The 15795-nt window shown below is 63.0% G+C and carries 16 protein-coding genes; 13 read left to right on the top strand and 3 right to left on the bottom strand.

Annotation, left to right across the window (positions count from 1 at the left end; all coding sequences use genetic code 11):
• Positions 1–1416 (bottom strand): helicase HerA-like domain-containing protein (locus tag CEY05_RS30655; RefSeq protein ID WP_088607548.1); only part of this gene is annotated, 1416 nt, incomplete at its 3' end.
• A 158-nt stretch (positions 1417–1574) separates the two neighbouring features.
• Here CEY05_RS30655 and CEY05_RS30650 point away from each other — a divergent pair.
• From CEY05_RS30650 to CEY05_RS30590, 13 genes are all read left to right on the top strand, one after another.
• On the top strand, positions 1575–2306 hold the full coding sequence (locus tag CEY05_RS30650) for a YebC/PmpR family DNA-binding transcriptional regulator (protein ID WP_088601199.1): 732 nt from the start codon (positions 1575–1577) through the stop codon (positions 2304–2306).
• Positions 2307–2380: 74 nt separating this feature from the next.
• Entirely contained in the window at positions 2381–3685 is a 1305-nt protein-coding gene (gene purD / locus CEY05_RS30645; protein ID WP_088601200.1) for a phosphoribosylamine--glycine ligase, read from the top strand.
• Positions 3686–3725: 40 nt separating this feature from the next.
• Positions 3726–4661: an oxygen-dependent coproporphyrinogen oxidase gene (gene hemF, locus CEY05_RS30640; RefSeq protein WP_088601217.1), complete on the top strand. Its 936-nt coding sequence runs from the start codon at positions 3726–3728 to the stop codon at positions 4659–4661.
• The gene (gene nadD, locus CEY05_RS30635; RefSeq protein ID WP_088601201.1) at positions 4658–5257 is read left to right on the top strand and encodes a nicotinate (nicotinamide) nucleotide adenylyltransferase; all 600 of its coding nucleotides are present in this window, start codon (positions 4658–4660) and stop codon (positions 5255–5257) included. Before hemF ends, nadD begins: the two co-directional genes overlap by 4 nt.
• A 70-nt stretch (positions 5258–5327) precedes the next feature.
• The gene (rsfS, locus tag CEY05_RS30630) at positions 5328–5741 is read left to right on the top strand and encodes a ribosome silencing factor (protein WP_088601202.1); all 414 of its coding nucleotides are present in this window, start codon (positions 5328–5330) and stop codon (positions 5739–5741) included.
• Between the two features lie 37 nt (positions 5742–5778).
• Positions 5779–6249 carry a 23S rRNA (pseudouridine(1915)-N(3))-methyltransferase RlmH gene (gene rlmH, locus CEY05_RS30625; protein WP_088601203.1) on the top strand — a complete coding sequence of 157 codons (471 nt, stop codon included), beginning with the start codon at positions 5779–5781 and terminating at the stop codon, positions 6247–6249.
• Positions 6250–6397: 148 nt separating this feature from the next.
• Entirely contained in the window at positions 6398–7024 is a 627-nt protein-coding gene (locus tag CEY05_RS30620) for a nucleoside triphosphate pyrophosphatase (RefSeq protein ID WP_088601204.1), read from the top strand.
• 124 nt (positions 7025–7148) lie between these two features.
• Positions 7149–8072 (top strand): LysR family transcriptional regulator, encoded by a 924-nt coding sequence (locus tag CEY05_RS30615; RefSeq protein ID WP_088601205.1) that lies wholly within the window; start codon positions 7149–7151, stop codon positions 8070–8072.
• A 169-nt stretch (positions 8073–8241) separates the two neighbouring features.
• Positions 8242–9351, top strand: coding sequence for an acetamidase/formamidase family protein (locus CEY05_RS30610; RefSeq protein ID WP_088601206.1), 1110 nt, complete (start codon positions 8242–8244; stop codon positions 9349–9351).
• Between the two features lie 136 nt (positions 9352–9487).
• Positions 9488–10270, top strand: a complete 783-nt coding sequence (locus tag CEY05_RS30605) for an aldolase (RefSeq protein WP_088601207.1) — start codon at positions 9488–9490, stop codon at positions 10268–10270.
• A 60-nt stretch (positions 10271–10330) separates the two neighbouring features.
• Positions 10331–11677, top strand: coding sequence for an MFS transporter (locus tag CEY05_RS30600; RefSeq protein WP_088601208.1), 1347 nt, complete (start codon positions 10331–10333; stop codon positions 11675–11677).
• Positions 11658–12182, top strand: a complete 525-nt coding sequence (locus CEY05_RS30595; protein ID WP_143220721.1) for an MOSC domain-containing protein — start codon at positions 11658–11660, stop codon at positions 12180–12182. The genes CEY05_RS30600 and CEY05_RS30595 overlap by 20 nt, the downstream gene beginning before the upstream one ends.
• Positions 12179–13183 carry a PDR/VanB family oxidoreductase gene (locus tag CEY05_RS30590; RefSeq protein ID WP_088601210.1) on the top strand — a complete coding sequence of 335 codons (1005 nt, stop codon included), beginning with the start codon at positions 12179–12181 and terminating at the stop codon, positions 13181–13183. The genes CEY05_RS30595 and CEY05_RS30590 overlap by 4 nt, the downstream gene beginning before the upstream one ends.
• Here the strand turns inward: CEY05_RS30590 and CEY05_RS30585 are convergent.
• Entirely contained in the window at positions 13167–13814 is a 648-nt protein-coding gene (locus tag CEY05_RS30585; protein WP_143220719.1) for a hypothetical protein, read from the bottom strand. The two genes, CEY05_RS30590 and CEY05_RS30585, sit on opposite strands and share 17 nt — an antisense overlap.
• Positions 13815–14086: 272 nt before the next feature.
• A complete protein-coding gene (locus tag CEY05_RS30580) occupies positions 14087–15418 on the bottom strand; it encodes a dicarboxylate/amino acid:cation symporter (RefSeq protein ID WP_088601212.1) in 1332 nt (443 codons plus the stop codon).
• Positions 15419–15795: the final 377 nt, after the last annotated feature.

Genomic DNA, 15795 nt, shown 5'->3' with positions numbered 1-15795 from the left:
GGTGCCGACGGGCGCCGCCGGCGCCTGCCCGGCCGACGGCGCGGGCGCGGCAGTGCCGGCCCCCGGCGCCGAACCTGGCACTGAGCCCGCCGCCGCCCCGCCCTTGCCCACGTCGTTCCCTATCGTCCGCTGCGTCAGCACCTCATACGCGGAAACCCGGTCCACCGCCTGCTCATACTTGCCCCGCAGCGGCGACCCATCGCGCAGCGCCAGCCGTTCAGCCGCCGTGCAGGGACCGATCCGGCTGGCCGGCGGCACGATGAAGGCGCGCTCGGTCATCGCCGGGCGTCCTTTCACATCCAGGAAGGACACCAGCGCTTCCCCCACGCCCAGATCGGTGATGGCCGCTTCCAGGTCCAGTCCCGGATTGGGCCGCATGGTCTGCGCCGCCGTGCGCACCGCCTTCTGGTCGCGCGGCGTGAAGGCGCGCAAGGCGTGCTGCACCCGATTGCCCAGCTGCCCCAGCACCGTATCCGGAATATCCAGCGGATTCTGCGTGACGAAATACACGCCGACGCCCTTGGACCGCACCAGGCGCACCACCTGCTCGATCTTGTCCAGCAGCGCCTTGGGCGCGTCGGTGAACAACAGATGCGCTTCGTCGAAGAAGAACACCAGCTTGGGTTTGTCCAGGTCGCCCACCTCCGGCAGCTTCTCGTACAGATCGGCCAGCAGCCACAGCAGGAACACGGCATACAGGCGCGGCGCCTGCATCAGCTTGTCCGCGGCCAGGATGCTGACCAGGCCGCGTCCCTGCGCGTCGGTACGCATCAGGTCGGCCACGTCCAGCATGGGCTCGCCGAAGAACTTCTCCGCGCCCTGCGACTCCAGCGTCAGCAGGCTGCGCTGGATGGCGCCCACCGACGCCGCCGACACATTGCCATAGCGCGTTTTCAGTTCGGCGCTACGGTCGGCCACGTTCTGCAGCATGGCGCGCAGGTCTTTCAGGTCCAGCAGCAGCTGGCCTTCGTCGTCGGCCACCTTGAACACCAGGGCCAGCACCCCTTCCTGCGTGTCGTTCAATTCCAGCATGCGTGCCAGCAGCAGCGGCCCCATGTCGGAAACGGTGGCCCGCACCGGCTGCCCCTGTTCACCGAACACGTCCCAGAACATCACCGGGCTTGCGCTCCAGGCTGGCGCGGCCACGCCCAGGGATTGCAGCCGTTCCATCAGCTTGGGCGCCGGCGTGCCGGCTTGCGCGATGCCGGTCAGGTCGCCCTTGATGTCGGCCATGAACACGGGCGTGCCGATGCGCGAGAACTGCTCGGCCAGCACCTGCAGGGTGACCGTCTTGCCCGTGCCCGTGGCCCCGGTGATGCAACCGTGCCGGTTGGCCAGGGCCGGCAGGAGGGCCAGTTCGGTAGCGCCGTTCTTGGCGATCAGCAGCGGAGGGACGGAAGCAGCGGAATCGGACATGGAAAACTCCGTAAAAAGACGGTTGCGGCAAGTGTAGAGCTAGCCGCCGCCCCTGTGTATGGCACCTGCCCGTGCGCCAAACCAACACTGTTACCGGGCGGCGCGCCCGGCGGCACGCTAAAATAGCCATCTTTGCTCAAATCAAAAATCGGAAAGCCATGGCCGGACACAGTAAATGGGCCAATATTCAGCACCGCAAGGGTCGCCAAGACGCCAAACGCGGCAAGCTGTGGACCAAGATCATTCGTGAAATCACCGTCGCCGCAAGGGCGGGCGGCCCTGATCCGGACAGCAATCCCCGGCTGCGCCTGGCCTGGGACAAGGCGACTGACGCCAACATGCCCAAGGACAACGTCCAGCGTGCCATCCAGCGTGGCGCGGGCGGCGCCGACGGCGTCAACTATGACGAAATCCGCTATGAAGGCTACGGCATCGGTGGCGCGGCGGTGATCGTCGACTGCATGACCGACAACCGCACCCGCACTGTCGCGGAAGTGCGCCACGCCTTCGCCAAGAACGGCGGCAACCTGGGCCAGGAAGGCTCGGTGGCCTTCATGTTCAATCACTGCGGCCAGTTCATCTTCGCCCCGGGCACGCCCGAGGACAAGGTCATGGAAGCCGCGCTGGAAGCCGGCGCCGAAGACGTGGTCACCGACGAAGAAGGCGTGATCGAAGTGATCACCGCTCCGGCCGACTATGCGGCCGTGCGCCAGGCGTTCGACGCCGCCGGCCTGAAGGCCGAAGTCGACGGCATCGTCATGAAAGCCTTGAATGAAACCGACTTGGCAGGCGATGACGCCGCCAAGATGCAGAAACTGCTGGACGCGCTGGAAGCGCTGGACGACGTGCAGGACGTCTACACGACGGCCGTACTCGACGAGGCGCAGTAACGCCATTCCCCCTGTCCGGCGCCAGGCGGCGCCGGATCCGTACCCAGAATCTTCCAGACGCAGAACCCTCCATCATGAAACTCCTGGTAATCGGCTCGGGCGGCCGCGAACATGCCCTCGCCTGGCGCCTCGCGCAATCCCCGCGCGTGCACAAGGTCTACGTGGCCCCCGGCAACGGCGGCACGCAAGGCGGCAGCCTTGAAAACGTCGCCCTGACCAACGCCGACGAACTGGCCGACTTCGTCCAGCGCGAAGGCATCGCCCTGACCGTGGTCGGCCCCGAAGCCCCGCTGGCGGCGGGCGTGGTCGACGTCTTCCGTGCCCGCGGCCTGAAGATCTTCGGCCCCACCAAGGCGGCCGCCCAGCTGGAAAGCTCGAAGGACTACGCCAAGGCCTTCATGGTGCGGCACAGCATTCCCACGGCCCGCTACGGCACCTTCACCGATCCGGCAGCTGCCCACGCGTACATCGACGCCGAAGGCGCGCCCATCGTGATCAAGGCCGACGGCCTGGCCGCGGGCAAGGGTGTGGTGGTGGCCACCTCCCTGGAAGAAGCCCACGGCGCCGTCGACGCGATGCTGGGAGACGGTTCCCTGGGTGCTGCCGGCGCCCGCGTGGTGATCGAGGAGTGCCTGGTCGGCGAAGAAGCCAGCTTCATCGTCATGGTCGACGGCCGCAATGTGCTGGCGCTGGCCACCAGCCAGGACCACAAGCGCCTGCGCGACGGCGACGAAGGCCCCAATACCGGCGGCATGGGGGCTTATTCCCCGGCGCCCGTGGTCACCCCGGAACTGCATCACCGCATCATGCGCGAAGTGATCCTGCCGACGGTGCAGGGCATGCAGCGCGACGGCATCCCGTTTACCGGTTTCCTCTACGCCGGCCTGATGATTGCACCGGGCGACGATCCCAACCGTCCCATCAAGGTGCTGGAATTCAACTGCCGCATGGGCGACCCGGAAACCCAGCCCATCATGATGCGCGTCAAGAGCGACATGCTGGACGTGTTCGAACACGCCGTGGCGGGCACCCTGGACCAGGCCGATATCGTCTGGGACCGCCGTACCGCGCTGGGCGTGGTCCTGGCCGCCCACAACTACCCCGGCACGCCGCGCACGGGCGACACCATCTCCGGCCTGCCCGAGGACGCCGCGGACTGCATGGTCTTCCACGCCGCCACCAGGCGCGAGGGCGACGTCGTCCAGACCTCCGGCGGGCGCGTCCTGTGCGTCACCGCGCTGGGCGACTCGGTGCGCATGGCGCGTGAACGCGTCTATGAGACCGTGGACCGCGTGGTGTTCGACGGCCGCCAGTACCGCGGCGACATCGGCTGGCGCGCCCTCAATCGCGCCCCGGCCAAGCCCAAGGCGGGCGCTTGAGCCGCGGCGCGGCACGGGTGCAGGCATGAACACGGGCACCATGAGCCCCGGCGTTGCTTCGTCCTTGCCGGCCGAACTGCCCATCGCCGCGGCGCGCGACTATTTCACCGGCCTGCAGGACCGCATCGTGGCGGCGCTGGAGCAGGCCGATGGCGCCGGGTTCCGCAATGACCCCTGGGAACGTCCGGAGGGCGGCGGTGGCCGCTCGCGCCTGCTCGAAGGCGGCCAGTTGCTGGAACGCGCGGGGGTGCTGTTCAGCCATGTGCACGGCGCCACCCTGCCGCCGTCCGCCAGTGTCCGGCGTCCGGAACTGGCGGGGCGCCCGTGGCAGGCCATGGGGGTTTCGCTGGTGCTGCACCCGCGCAATCCCTATATACCCACCGTCCACATGAATGTGCGCCTGTTCGTGGCGCCGGCCCGCCACAGCGGGGAGTCCGACGTGTTCTGGTTCGGCGGCGGCATGGACCTGACGCCCTACTATCCTTACGAAGAAGACGCGCGGCACTTCCACCGGACCTGCCGCGATGCGCTGGCCGCGCACGGATCGGACTACTACGCCCGCTACAAGAAGTGGTGCGACGAGTATTTCTATCTCAAGCACCGCGGCGAGACGCGCGGTATCGGCGGTATTTTCTTCGACGACCTGGATGAGGGCGGCTTCGACGCGGCCTTCGCCCTGGTGCGCGATGTCGGGGACGCCTTCCTGCCGGCCTATATGCCCATCGTGGCGCTGCGCCGCGACCAGGCCTATGGCGAACGCGAACGCGACTTCCAGGCCTACCGGCGCGGCCGCTATGTCGAATTCAACCTGGTCTACGACCGTGGCACCCTGTTCGGGCTGCAGTCGGGCGGCCGCACCGAATCGATCCTGCTGTCCATGCCGCCGCTGGCCCAGTGGCGCTACGACTGGCACCCGGAGACGGGCACGCCGGAAGCGGTATTGGCCGGCTACCTGACGCCGCGGGAGTGGTTTTGAAGAAAATCGGCCTGCTCGGCGGTAGTTTCGACCCGGTGCACCTGGCGCATATGGCGCTGGCGCGCAGCGCGCTGGACGGCCTGCACCTGGACCAGGTGCAGTTGTTACCGGCGGGCCAGCCCTGGCAACGCTCGCCCTTGCAGGCCAGCCCGCGGCAGCGCTGTGACATGATCCGGCTGGCCATCGATTCGGAATCGGGGACAGCGGGCATCGCCTTGAATACCATCGAAGTCGAGCGCGACGGGCCCACCTACACGGTGGAAACCCTGCGTGCCCTGCCCCCGGACGCCGCCTACGTGTGGCTGCTGGGCGCCGACCAACTGGCCAATTTCTGCACCTGGCACGCCTGGGAAGACATCGTTGCCCTGGTGGACCTGGCTGTCGCCACCCGTCCGGGCAGCTCGCTGACCCCGCCGCCGCCCCTGCATGACGCCCTTGGGCGCCAGGGCCGTCAATTGCAACAGTTGCCTTTTTCCGACATGCCCGTGTCAGCGTCCGAAATCCGGCGCAGACTGGCACAAGATCTGCCGGTCGATGACCTGCTACCCCAGCCGGTCATCGATTACATCCGGACCCACCATCTCTATCACGACTGAGCTCGCCGGCACTTGTGCATCCGGCTGCACATTACTGGCGCGCTGATCGCCGGAGGTTATATTTGCGACTATGGATATTTCAAAACTGCAACGCGCTGTCATCGATGCCCTCGAAGACGTCAAGGCGCAAGACATCAAAGTCTTCAACACCACCCACCTGACCAGCCTGTTCGACCGCGTCATCATTGCCAGCGGTACGTCGAACCGGCAGACGCGCGCCCTGGCGGCCAGCGTCAGCGAAAGCGCGCGTGAGTTTCTCAAGATGAAACCCACGATCGAGGGCGAGGACACGGGTGAATGGGTGGTGGTGGATCTGGGCGACATCGTCGTCCACCTGATGCAACCGGCCATACGCCAGTACTACAACCTGGAAGAAATCTGGGGCGGCAAGCCGGTGCGCGTCAAACTGCTGCCGCAGTCGGTCTCGCCGGCCATGTCGGGCACGCTGAGCGGCGCCACCTACGACGACGGCGACGAAGCCTGACGTGCCTTTCCCGCTCCACCACTGACGTCGATACGCCGTGAAACTGATCGTCGCCGCTGTCGGCAACCGCATGCCGGGCTGGGTCGAGACGGCCTGGGATGACTATGCGCGGCGCATGCCGCCCGATTGCGCGCTGGAATTGCGCGAAATCAAGCCCGAGCCGCGCACCAGCGGCAAGACGCCCGCGCAGATGATGGCGGCCGAAGCGCGGCGCATCGAAGCCGCCCTGCCGCCGCAGGCCCTGCGCCTCGCCCTGGACGAGCGTGGCCGCGACCTGACCACGGTAGCCCTGTCGCAGACCCTGGAGCAGTGGCGCGCCGGGGGCCGTGACGTGGCCTTCCTGGTGGGCGGTCCGGATGGCCTGGACGCGGCGCTGAAGGCCTCGTGCTCCTCAATGATCCGGCTGTCATCGCTGACCCTGCCTCATCCCATGGTGCGGGTGGTGCTGGCCGAACAGCTGTATCGCGCCTGGGCCATCATGACGAACCATCCTTATCATCGGGCTTGAAACGGTGGTTTGAGGCTGTCGCCTGCGTTTTTGCCCGGATAATGCACGATCGCTTGCGCAGTGCGCGCGCGACGCCATTGCAGGGTGCGGCCAGGAATGCGCCGGCGGCCGTGGCCCTCATCAAACCTTTATCTATTCTGGAAAACTCGTGACGTCCCCTTCCGATTCCCCGCCGGACGTGCCCCGTATCTATCTGGCGTCGGCCAGCCCGCGCCGGCGTGAGTTGTTGACGCAGATCGGCGTGGTACATCGCGTACTGGCGGTCCCCTCGCCGCCGGGCGAGGACGAGCCGCGCCATGCCGGCGAGGCGGCGGAAATCTACGTCCGCCGCACGGCACGCGACAAGGCGGAACGGGGCGTGCGCTACCTGCGCGAACAGGCGCTGCCCGCCCTGCCGCTGCTGGCCGCGGACACCACGGTGATCCTGGATGGCGACGTGCTGGGCAAGCCGGCCGATCGCGACGATGCCATCGCGATCATGCGGCGTTTGTCCGGACGCGCGCATCAGGTGCACACCGCCGTGGTGGTAGCCGCCGCGGGGCAATTGCACGAAGCGGTGTCCATGACCGAAGTGCGTCTGCGCGCGCTCAGCCAGCAGGACATCGAACTCTATTGCGATAGCGGTGAACCCTTTGGCAAGGCTGGCGCCTATGGCATCCAGGGACTGGCGGGCATCTTCGTCGAGCACATCGCCGGCAGCTACACCGGGGTGATGGGCTTGCCGGTTTTCGAGACTGCGCAATTGCTGGGACGTGCCGGGGTCGTGTTGCCCTGAACACAGGCACCGTACAAAAGAGGGGCGCACACGAACACACTGCGCACCCGGCATAGCGCTATGGTTTTTCCCTACAGCTTCCAGCTCCTGCTACCGGTACGATCAGTCTTGGCAGGATGCCCCCATGAAATCGTACGATACCCAGATTCGTTACTTCCTGAAGATTGCTGACGCTGGCTCGATGTCCATCGCTGCACAGCGCCTGGAAATGACGCAGTCGGCGCTGAGCAAGCAAATAGCCCTCCTGGAATCCATGCTGGATCAGGCGCTATTTACCCGAAACGGTCGGGGTTTGGTACTAACGGCGGCTGGCGAGCAACTCAAAAACGTCGCTACCCCTGCGCTGGAAGCCATTGATCAGTGCATCGAACAATTGAAGATAGGCGGACACGATCTTACGGGTTCCTTGAGAATTGCCGCCGTCCACACCCTGCCCTTCGATTTCATCCCGTCGTTGATCGCGCAATTCCTCGCTGCCTTTCCTAAAGTGAACGTGTCCATCGTGGCGCGCAGCTCGCCCGAGGTTGCCGACCTGGTCGAGTCCGGGCGCGCTGAAGTCGGGTTCGTCTACGACACAGCTGTGGCGTCGGAGCGGCTCAGCGCCCGACCGCTGTTCACAGAAAACATGTGCCTGGTGTGCCACCGCGACAGCCCGATTCACCCGGGAGGGGTGGACCTGCGGGCCGAACGGCTGCCGCTGATTGTATTCCCGGCGCACTACGCGCTACGCCGCATGCTTGAAAGCGCAAACGTCAAACACACCGTCGTTACGGAAGTCGAGACGTTGGACATGATGCTTAAGCTGGCATCTCTTCGCCTGGGCTACTGTGTCCTGCCAGACCACCTGTCCAGATCGACGCTGGCCGAGCACCACCTGGTCAAACGGACCATCGCTGCCCCCAACCTCAGCCGGAAGCTGGTGAGCGTCATACGCAAACGCCCGACTCCGAATCGCGCCGTCGAGCGGCTGCTGAATCTTGCTGTCGAATTGGGGGCGGGACTGCTTGCGGGCGCCGAGGCCGAGCAGACCATCGAACAAGCCGGCTGACTCCGGATGGAAGCGGGTGTCGCGCCTGCCCACCGGTGCATCGGATCCGTCCTTTTTCTCATAGCTCCTATGACTTGCGTGGCTCCCACCATACTTGTTTAAGCTTCGAACAAATCGCGCGGTTGCAGCCGTCCGAGCCAAAACTCGAATCAAGTCAAGGGAAATAGTCATGCCGCATCTGAAAATCAAGGTAAACCGCTCCACGCCGCTCGGGTCGGCCCCCTTGGAGGGCCATAACCGCTGGCATCCGGACATCGAGCCGATGATTCGCATCAACAGCGGCGACACGGTCGAAATGGAGACACGCGATTCCTTCGACTGCCAGATCTGCAAATCGACCACCAATGAGGATTTGCTGAAGGCCAGCCTGGGCCGCGCGCATCCACTGACTGGTCCGGTCTACGTAAATGGCGCTGAACCCGGCGATCTGTTGGCCGTGCATATTACCGATGTCGTCTCGCACACTGAAGGCTTCACGGTCATCATGCCGGGATTCGGTTTCCTGCGCGATCTCTTCGACCAGCCGCACATCGTTCACTGGTCCATGGACAAGAATTTCGCGACATCGGAGCAACTGCCCGGCGTGCGCATTCCGGGCGCTCCCTTCATGGGCGTCATGGGCCTTGCGCCTTCGCATGACTTGCTGGACGTGATTGCGCGCCGCGAGGCCGCCCTGCACGCTCGTGGTGGCGCGGTCGCCCTGCCTGACGCCAACATGGCGGTTCCTGCCCGAGGGCCGGCCGCCACCGCTGGGCTACGCACCATCGCTCCCCATGAGGTCGGCGGCAACCTGGATATCAAGCAACTGGTTGCCGGCACCACGCTGTACCTCCCTGTCTATACCCCCGGCGCCCTGTTCTCGGTGGGTGACGCCCATTTTGCCCAAGGAGATGGCGAATCCTGCGGTACGGCCATCGAAACCTCCGCCACTTTCATCGCGCGTTTCGAGCTTCTCAAAGGCGAGGCCGCGCGCCGGCGGCAAACCGACCCCTCGTTCAGCCGAACCGGGTCGAGCGTATTCATGGATCCCACCCGGAATTTCTACGCAACGACAGGCACCTGTGTCGCCAAGGATGGCATGAACCATTCCGAAGACATCACCCTGGCAACGCGCAACGCCTTGACCAACATGGTCGACTATCTCTGCGATAGCCGCGGTTACAGCCCCGAACAGGCGTATTCCTTGGTCAGCGTGGCAGTGAATCTGCGCATCAGCCAGATCGTCGACGTGCCCAACGTCACAGTCTCTGCTTTCCTGCCGTTGGATATCTTCGATTAACTCGCCCAGTTCGTATTAACGGCACTGCCGGCAACGCCGGAGACATGCACGCGCTCTTGCCAGGCGTGTGGCCCCGCTGCGGCTATCACCAGGCATCGCGGGCAGCCTTTCCTCATCCAAACACTGGAATAACACGATGAACCAAGCCTTGCGCGCCAAGGAATACTTCGACGACCGGGCCACCCGCGAGATGGCTCAGCATCTGAAAGAAACAGCCCGCCCCCTGAATGAAACCTTGGCCTATGCTTGCCGCATTCTGGCGATGACCGGTCAGGAAGCGGGCCTCGCAGGCCAGATCAGCGCGCGGTCGGAGCGGCCTGACGCCTATTGGACCCTGCGATTCGGGCTGGGGTTTGACGAAGCAACGCCCACCGATTTTATCGAGGTGGACCGCGATCTCAACACATTGACGGGCGACGGCATGGCCAACCCGGCCACGCGTTTCCACCTTTGGGTGTACGAGGCGCGGCCAGACGTCCAATCGCTGATCCACACCCATTCGCCGTGGGCCTCGGCGCTGGCGGCGGCGCGTCAGCCGTTGGTCATCGCACACATGGATATGACGCCACTGCACGATGACTGCGCTTTTCTTGCCGATTGGCCCGGCGTGCCTATCGCGGACCAGGAAGGCGTGATCATTTCCGGCGCCTTGGGGCAGAAAAAAGCCATCATTCTGGCCAACCATGGATACCTGACCGCAGGACAGTCAATCGAAGAGGCTACCTATCTGTCGGTCTATCTTGAGCGCGCGGCGCGCATGCAGATACGGGCGCAGGCATTTGGCCCGCTGCAACCGGTGGATGGGGTCTTGGCCAAGGAAGCGCACGACTACCTCTTGAAACGGTCCATCGTCAACGCGACTTTCAGTTATTGGGCGCGCCAGACGGTGCAGCAAGGAATGTCCTCATTCACCGTCTAGCCCGATCGATCTCGGCGTATCAGAAGTGCAGACAAACCAAATAATTCAAGGGGAACACCAATGACATCCAGCAGCACGAAAGTGGGCGGCGATGTATCGGAGCAGGTCATCAGGAAAGTATTCCTGAGAATCATGCCCTATATCATCCTTCTTTATATTCTTTGCTTCATCAACCGGGTCAACGTCAGCTTCGCATCGTTGACCATGAGTGAAGACCTCGGCTTCTCGGCCAGTGTCTATGGGTTCGGCGCCGGGATTTTCTTCATCGGATTTTTCATCTTCGAACTGCCCAGCAACCTGCTGCTGCAGAAGTTCGGTGCACGCATCAACATCGCACGCATCCAGCTCGCCTGGGGACTGTTATCCGCCGGCATGGCTTTCGTATCCAGTGACACCGGTTTCTACTGGATGCGCTTCCTGCTGGGTTTCGCTGAAGCCGGCTTCTTCCCGGGCATCATTCTCTATATGACTTACTGGTTCCCGCGCGCATACCGTGCGCGCGTAATCGGGTCATTTCTGTTGGGCATACCTTTGGCCAACATCATCGGATCGCCGCTGTCGGGCTTGGTGCTCTCAATGAATGGCGTGTTGGGCATGAAGGGTTGGCAGTGGTTATTTCTCATGGAAGGTTTGCCCACCGTCATCCTGGCTTTCGTCACTTTCCGCTTCCTCCCGGATCGTCCTGAAAAATGCACGTTCCTGAGCGAGAGCGAACGCGTCGCCCTCAGCGCCAAAATCGCTGAAGAGAACAGCCAATTGAAACAAGCCCGCCATTTCTCCCTATGGGAGGGCATCAGCAATTGGCGAGTGCTGGCCCTGACGACGGTCTACTTCGGTATCACCATGGGGCTATACGGCGTGGCGTTCTGGCTGCCGCAGATCATGAAGTCCTTCGGCTTCTCCAACATGGCCATCGGTTTTCTCAATGCAGTACCTTACGTCGTCGCGACCGTCGGCATGTTGATCTGGGTTCGCGTGTCGGACCGCAGCAATGAGCGCATCTGGAGTTCTGCCCTGGCCTGCTTCCTGACCTTTGCCGGACTGAGCCTGAGTACACAAACGTCATCTCCCGTCCTGGCACTTGTCGCGATGGCGATGGCCGTCACGGGAATCCTCAGCTCGATGGCACTTTTCTGGACCATCAGCACCGCGTTCCTCAGCGGCACCGCCGCGGCCGGCGCCATCGCGGTGATATCGTCCCTCGCCAATCTAAGCGGCTTCGTCGGGCCATACATGATGGGATGGCTCAAGGATCTGACTGGTAGTTTCTCGGGCGGACTGCTCGGGCTCGCGCTTTTTCCGCTGATCGCCGGCCTGGTGGTGTTGGCAATCGGCACCGACGCACTGATCAAACACGCATTGCAGCAGAAACAGGAGGACGTGCATCGTGAGCAACTTCTGCACTGACCCGATATACCTTCCCGAAGGCGTCTGCTGGCAAGGCATGGTCGGCGGCCTGCATTACGCCCCACGTGCCATGCTACCCATGCTTTCCGTCGATGCCCTGGAGGTCGAGCAAGGAAAAGGCGTCGTCGGCGATCGCTACTACAAAGGTACCGGACATCTGGTGGAAATCGTAGAGCAACTAGGCATCAAGGACGATCGCCATCTTACTTTGTTCGAGCAGGAGACCGTCGACGCGCTCGCGCGCGATCACGGCATCACCCTTGGCAAGGGCGTACATCGACGAAACGTCACCACCATCGGCGTTGCGCTGGAGCACCTGATCGGTCGCCGCTTCCAGATCGGTGACGTCGTCCTCGAAGGTCGCAAATCGGCCCAGCCGTGCAAACACCTGGAAGATGTCATAGGGCAGCCGGTGACGCATTTACTGATCAACCGCGGAGGTTTGCATTGCCGACTCCTTTCCAGCGGCACCATTCGCGTTGGCGACATGATCAAACCGTTATGACTGGAATCCAGCTGCCCCACAACAGGCTCGCGCCAGATAGCGTCGCTGAGCAATATCGTTTGAACCGTCACGTAACGACCGTAGTAAAGCGATGCTGGTATGAAACGACCAGGATCAAGTGCATCGAACTGGAGGACCCCGAGGGCTGGACCCTACCCCCATTCGCGCCGGGTGCGCATATCGACGTTGTGCTGACAGACATCCTGGTGCGCCAGTACTCGCTCTGTGGCGACCCGGCGGACAAGCACGTCTATCGCATCGCCGTCCAGCGCGAGGATGACGGCCGGGGTGGGTCGGCACTCGTGCACGAGACATTACACCGAGGGACGCGGGTTTCCGTTTCAATGCCGCGCAATCTTTTCGCGCTGGCTGACAGTGCCTCGAGGCACATTTTCATCGCGGGTGGAATCGGCATCACGCCATTCCTATCGATGATCCCTGAACTTCTTCGGCGTGGCGTACTGTTTCACATTCATGCATGCAACAGGAGCGCCACAGGCTTGCCATTCGCGAACTCGTTGACAGAGTTGGCGTGCAATGGCCTGGCGACATTGCATTACACGGACAGTTCCAACCCCAACCGGCTCGACTTATACAAACGGCTTCAACACCAGGAGGATGGCGAACACGTCTATTTCTGTGGCCCGGGCGTCATGCTTGATCATTTTTTGAAGGCGAGCGAACATTGGACGGAGGGTACCGTCCACTACGAACGTTTCGGGCGTGCGCCAAGCGAGGGCCCGGCCTACTCGATCAATCTGGCACGTACAGGAATTACCATCGAGGTGGAGTCGGGCGAGCCCATGTCCACCGCGCTAAAACGCCATGGCATTACCATTCGCACCTCCTGTGAAGCGGGTATCTGCGGGATGTGCAAGACGAACTATCTCGGCGGAGAGCCAGATCACCGAGATCACTGCCTTTCCACGGAGGACAAGGCTCGAATCCTCACCCCTTGCGTCTCAGGCAGTAAAAGCGCGGTCCTTACGCTGGATCTGTGACTGACCAGGAAGGCGGCCGGCGCATCGGCCAGATCGCTTTGGGATAGATCCAGCTCGACCAGGTCCACGGGCAGGGCGACCCATCCTGCCGTCCTCCGCTCAGCATCGTCAGCAGATCCAGGAAGCGCCCATGGTCCAGGCCGCCGTAGCAATGCATTTCGACGAGGCAGGCGCGTATCCGTTCAATGGCGCGCTGGCGCGCTTGCCGCGGCGCGCCCGCCGGGCTGCCAGCCAGCCAATCGTTCCACCTGCGCTCCTGTTCCGCGCCGGTCGCGCGCAGGGGATGATCCACGCCCAGGGCGGAGTGAGGACCGCCGAACTGCACGCTGCTGACATCCTTGTACCGAAGCGCCAATTCCTTGAGCACGTTTTCCGGCGTGGCGTTTGCCAGATAGTCCAGGTCCACCACCCAGCCCATACCGCCGCTGGCGCTCAGCGATGCGTCCTGCGCGTGGTGTTGCGGCTCGCCCTTGCGCCAGATGATGGTTGGGCTCCTGTCGTGCAGGCTGGCCCAGGTGGAATACGCCCGCAGCAAGGTGCGTCCGTTCGGATCATCCGATATGCGTTTCAGGACTGCGTGCATGCGTTCGTATTGGACCGACGGCAAGGAACCGGGAAGCCAGGGAGCCAAGATACTGTCGGTACACAAAATGGGACGCGGCGCGTTGCTGTCGGCGGCGAGGCCCCACATGACATCGCTGCTCGACAAAGAGGGTACTGGCATTTCCTGATCTCTGCACAGGTTAAAAGTGACAGCGATCAGTTACCTTGGATCCATATTCGTTCCAGGTTCTTAAGATGTTTGATGGAGCAGGCTGCTATCAACGCAAAGGGCCACGTTGTGGACGTGGCCCTCTGAGGTTGGCCGGGCGGAAGGGCGCCGGGCCTGGAACTATCGAAGTGTCAGTGTGACGCCGTGGTCGCAGGGGTGGTCGTGGGAGCTGGCAGGGGATCGCCGTTGAGAGCGGCGTCCAGGGCGGGCTTGTCCAACTGGCCTTCCCAGCGAGCCACGACGACCGTGGCGCACGCGTTGCCGACCAGGTTGGTCAAGGCGCGGCACTCGGACATGAAACGATCCACGCCCAGGATCAGGGCCATGCCGGCCACCGGCAGGTCGGGAATGACGGTCAGGGTGGCAGCCAGGGTGATGAAACCCGAACCTGTCACGCCAGCCGCACCCTTGGAGCTCACCATCGCCACCAGCAACAGCAGGATCTGCTGCGACCAGGTCAGGTGAATGTCGCAAGCCTGCGCGATGAACATCGCGGCCATCGTCATGTAGATGTTGGTGCCATCCAGGTTGAAGGAATAACCCGTGGGCACCACCAGGCCAACCACCGACTTCGCGGCACCGGCCCGTTCCATCTTCTGCATCAGCGAAGGCAAGGCAGCTTCGGAAGAACTGGTACCCAGCACCAGCAGCAATTCTTCACGGATATAACGCACCAGCTTGATGATGGAGAACCCGTTGTAACGAGCGACCGCCCCCAGTACCACGACCACGAACAGCACCGCGGTGGCGTAGAAGGTACCCACCAGCGCTGCCAGGTTGATCACCGACTTGATGCCGTAGGCACCGATGGTGAACGCCATCGCGCCAAAGGCACCGATAGGCGCCGCGCGCATCAGGATGGCGACCATCTTGAACACGGGAACGCTCAAGGACGTCAGCAGGTTGTAGATGGGACGGCCACGCTCGCCCACCAGGGCCAGCGCGATGCCGAACAGCACGGCCACGAACAGCACCTGCAGGATGTCGCCCGTCACGAACGGACCGACCAGCGAGCTGGGGATGATGTTCATCAGGAAGCCGGTGATGGTCGAATCGTGCGCCTTCGTCACGTAGTCAGCCACCTTCTTGCCGTCCAGCGTCGCGGGGTCGATATGCATGCCCACGCCCGGTTGCGCCACATGGCTGACCAGGATGCCGACGATAAGTGCAATGGTGGAGAACGTCAGGAAGTAGATGAAGGCCTTACCCGCGACGCGGCCCACTCGCTTCAGGTCGCTCATGCCGGCAATGCCGGTCACCACGGTAATGAAGATCACCGGCGCGATGATGAGTTTCACCAGCTTGATGAAGCCGTCGCCCAAGGGCCGCATGGCCTCGCCCAGGTCGGGCTTGAAGTGGCCCAGCAGGATGCCGAGAACGATGGCGATGATCACCTGCACGTACAGGATCTTGTACCACTTGTTCGGTTTGCTCGGGATTTCGATGTTGTCTGCGTCAATCATTTAATAATCCGTCATGTCGGTGGCCAGGCTTCCATCGAGGGTGCGAGGAAAACCTGGCATTCTGATTTACTACCCTTCTCACTTATGGGTGTTTCGGCTGTTATGGTAGTCCATGTGGCAGGGGATGTCGTCCTGGTCTGTACTGAGATGAAAACAAAAAAGCGCCCACCCGGATCACGGGATGGGCGCTTTTTGCATGTAGCGACAACAAGTACAAAGACAAAGGTCCACCTGGCTGAGCCGGTGGACCTTTCATTCCTGCAAAGACAAACCCCCGCTGGGGATACCAGCGGGGGTTTGAGCAATAAGAGCCTGACGATGACCTACTTTCACAGACGTCCGTCCACTATCATCGGCGCAAAGTCGTTTCACTGTCC

It is taken from the genome of Achromobacter sp. HZ34, assembly GCF_002209485.1.
Lineage (GTDB): Bacteria > Pseudomonadota > Gammaproteobacteria > Burkholderiales > Burkholderiaceae_B > Bordetella_C.
Note: the sequence above shows the minus strand (reverse complement) of the source record. Positions and strands in the feature narration are given on the sequence as shown.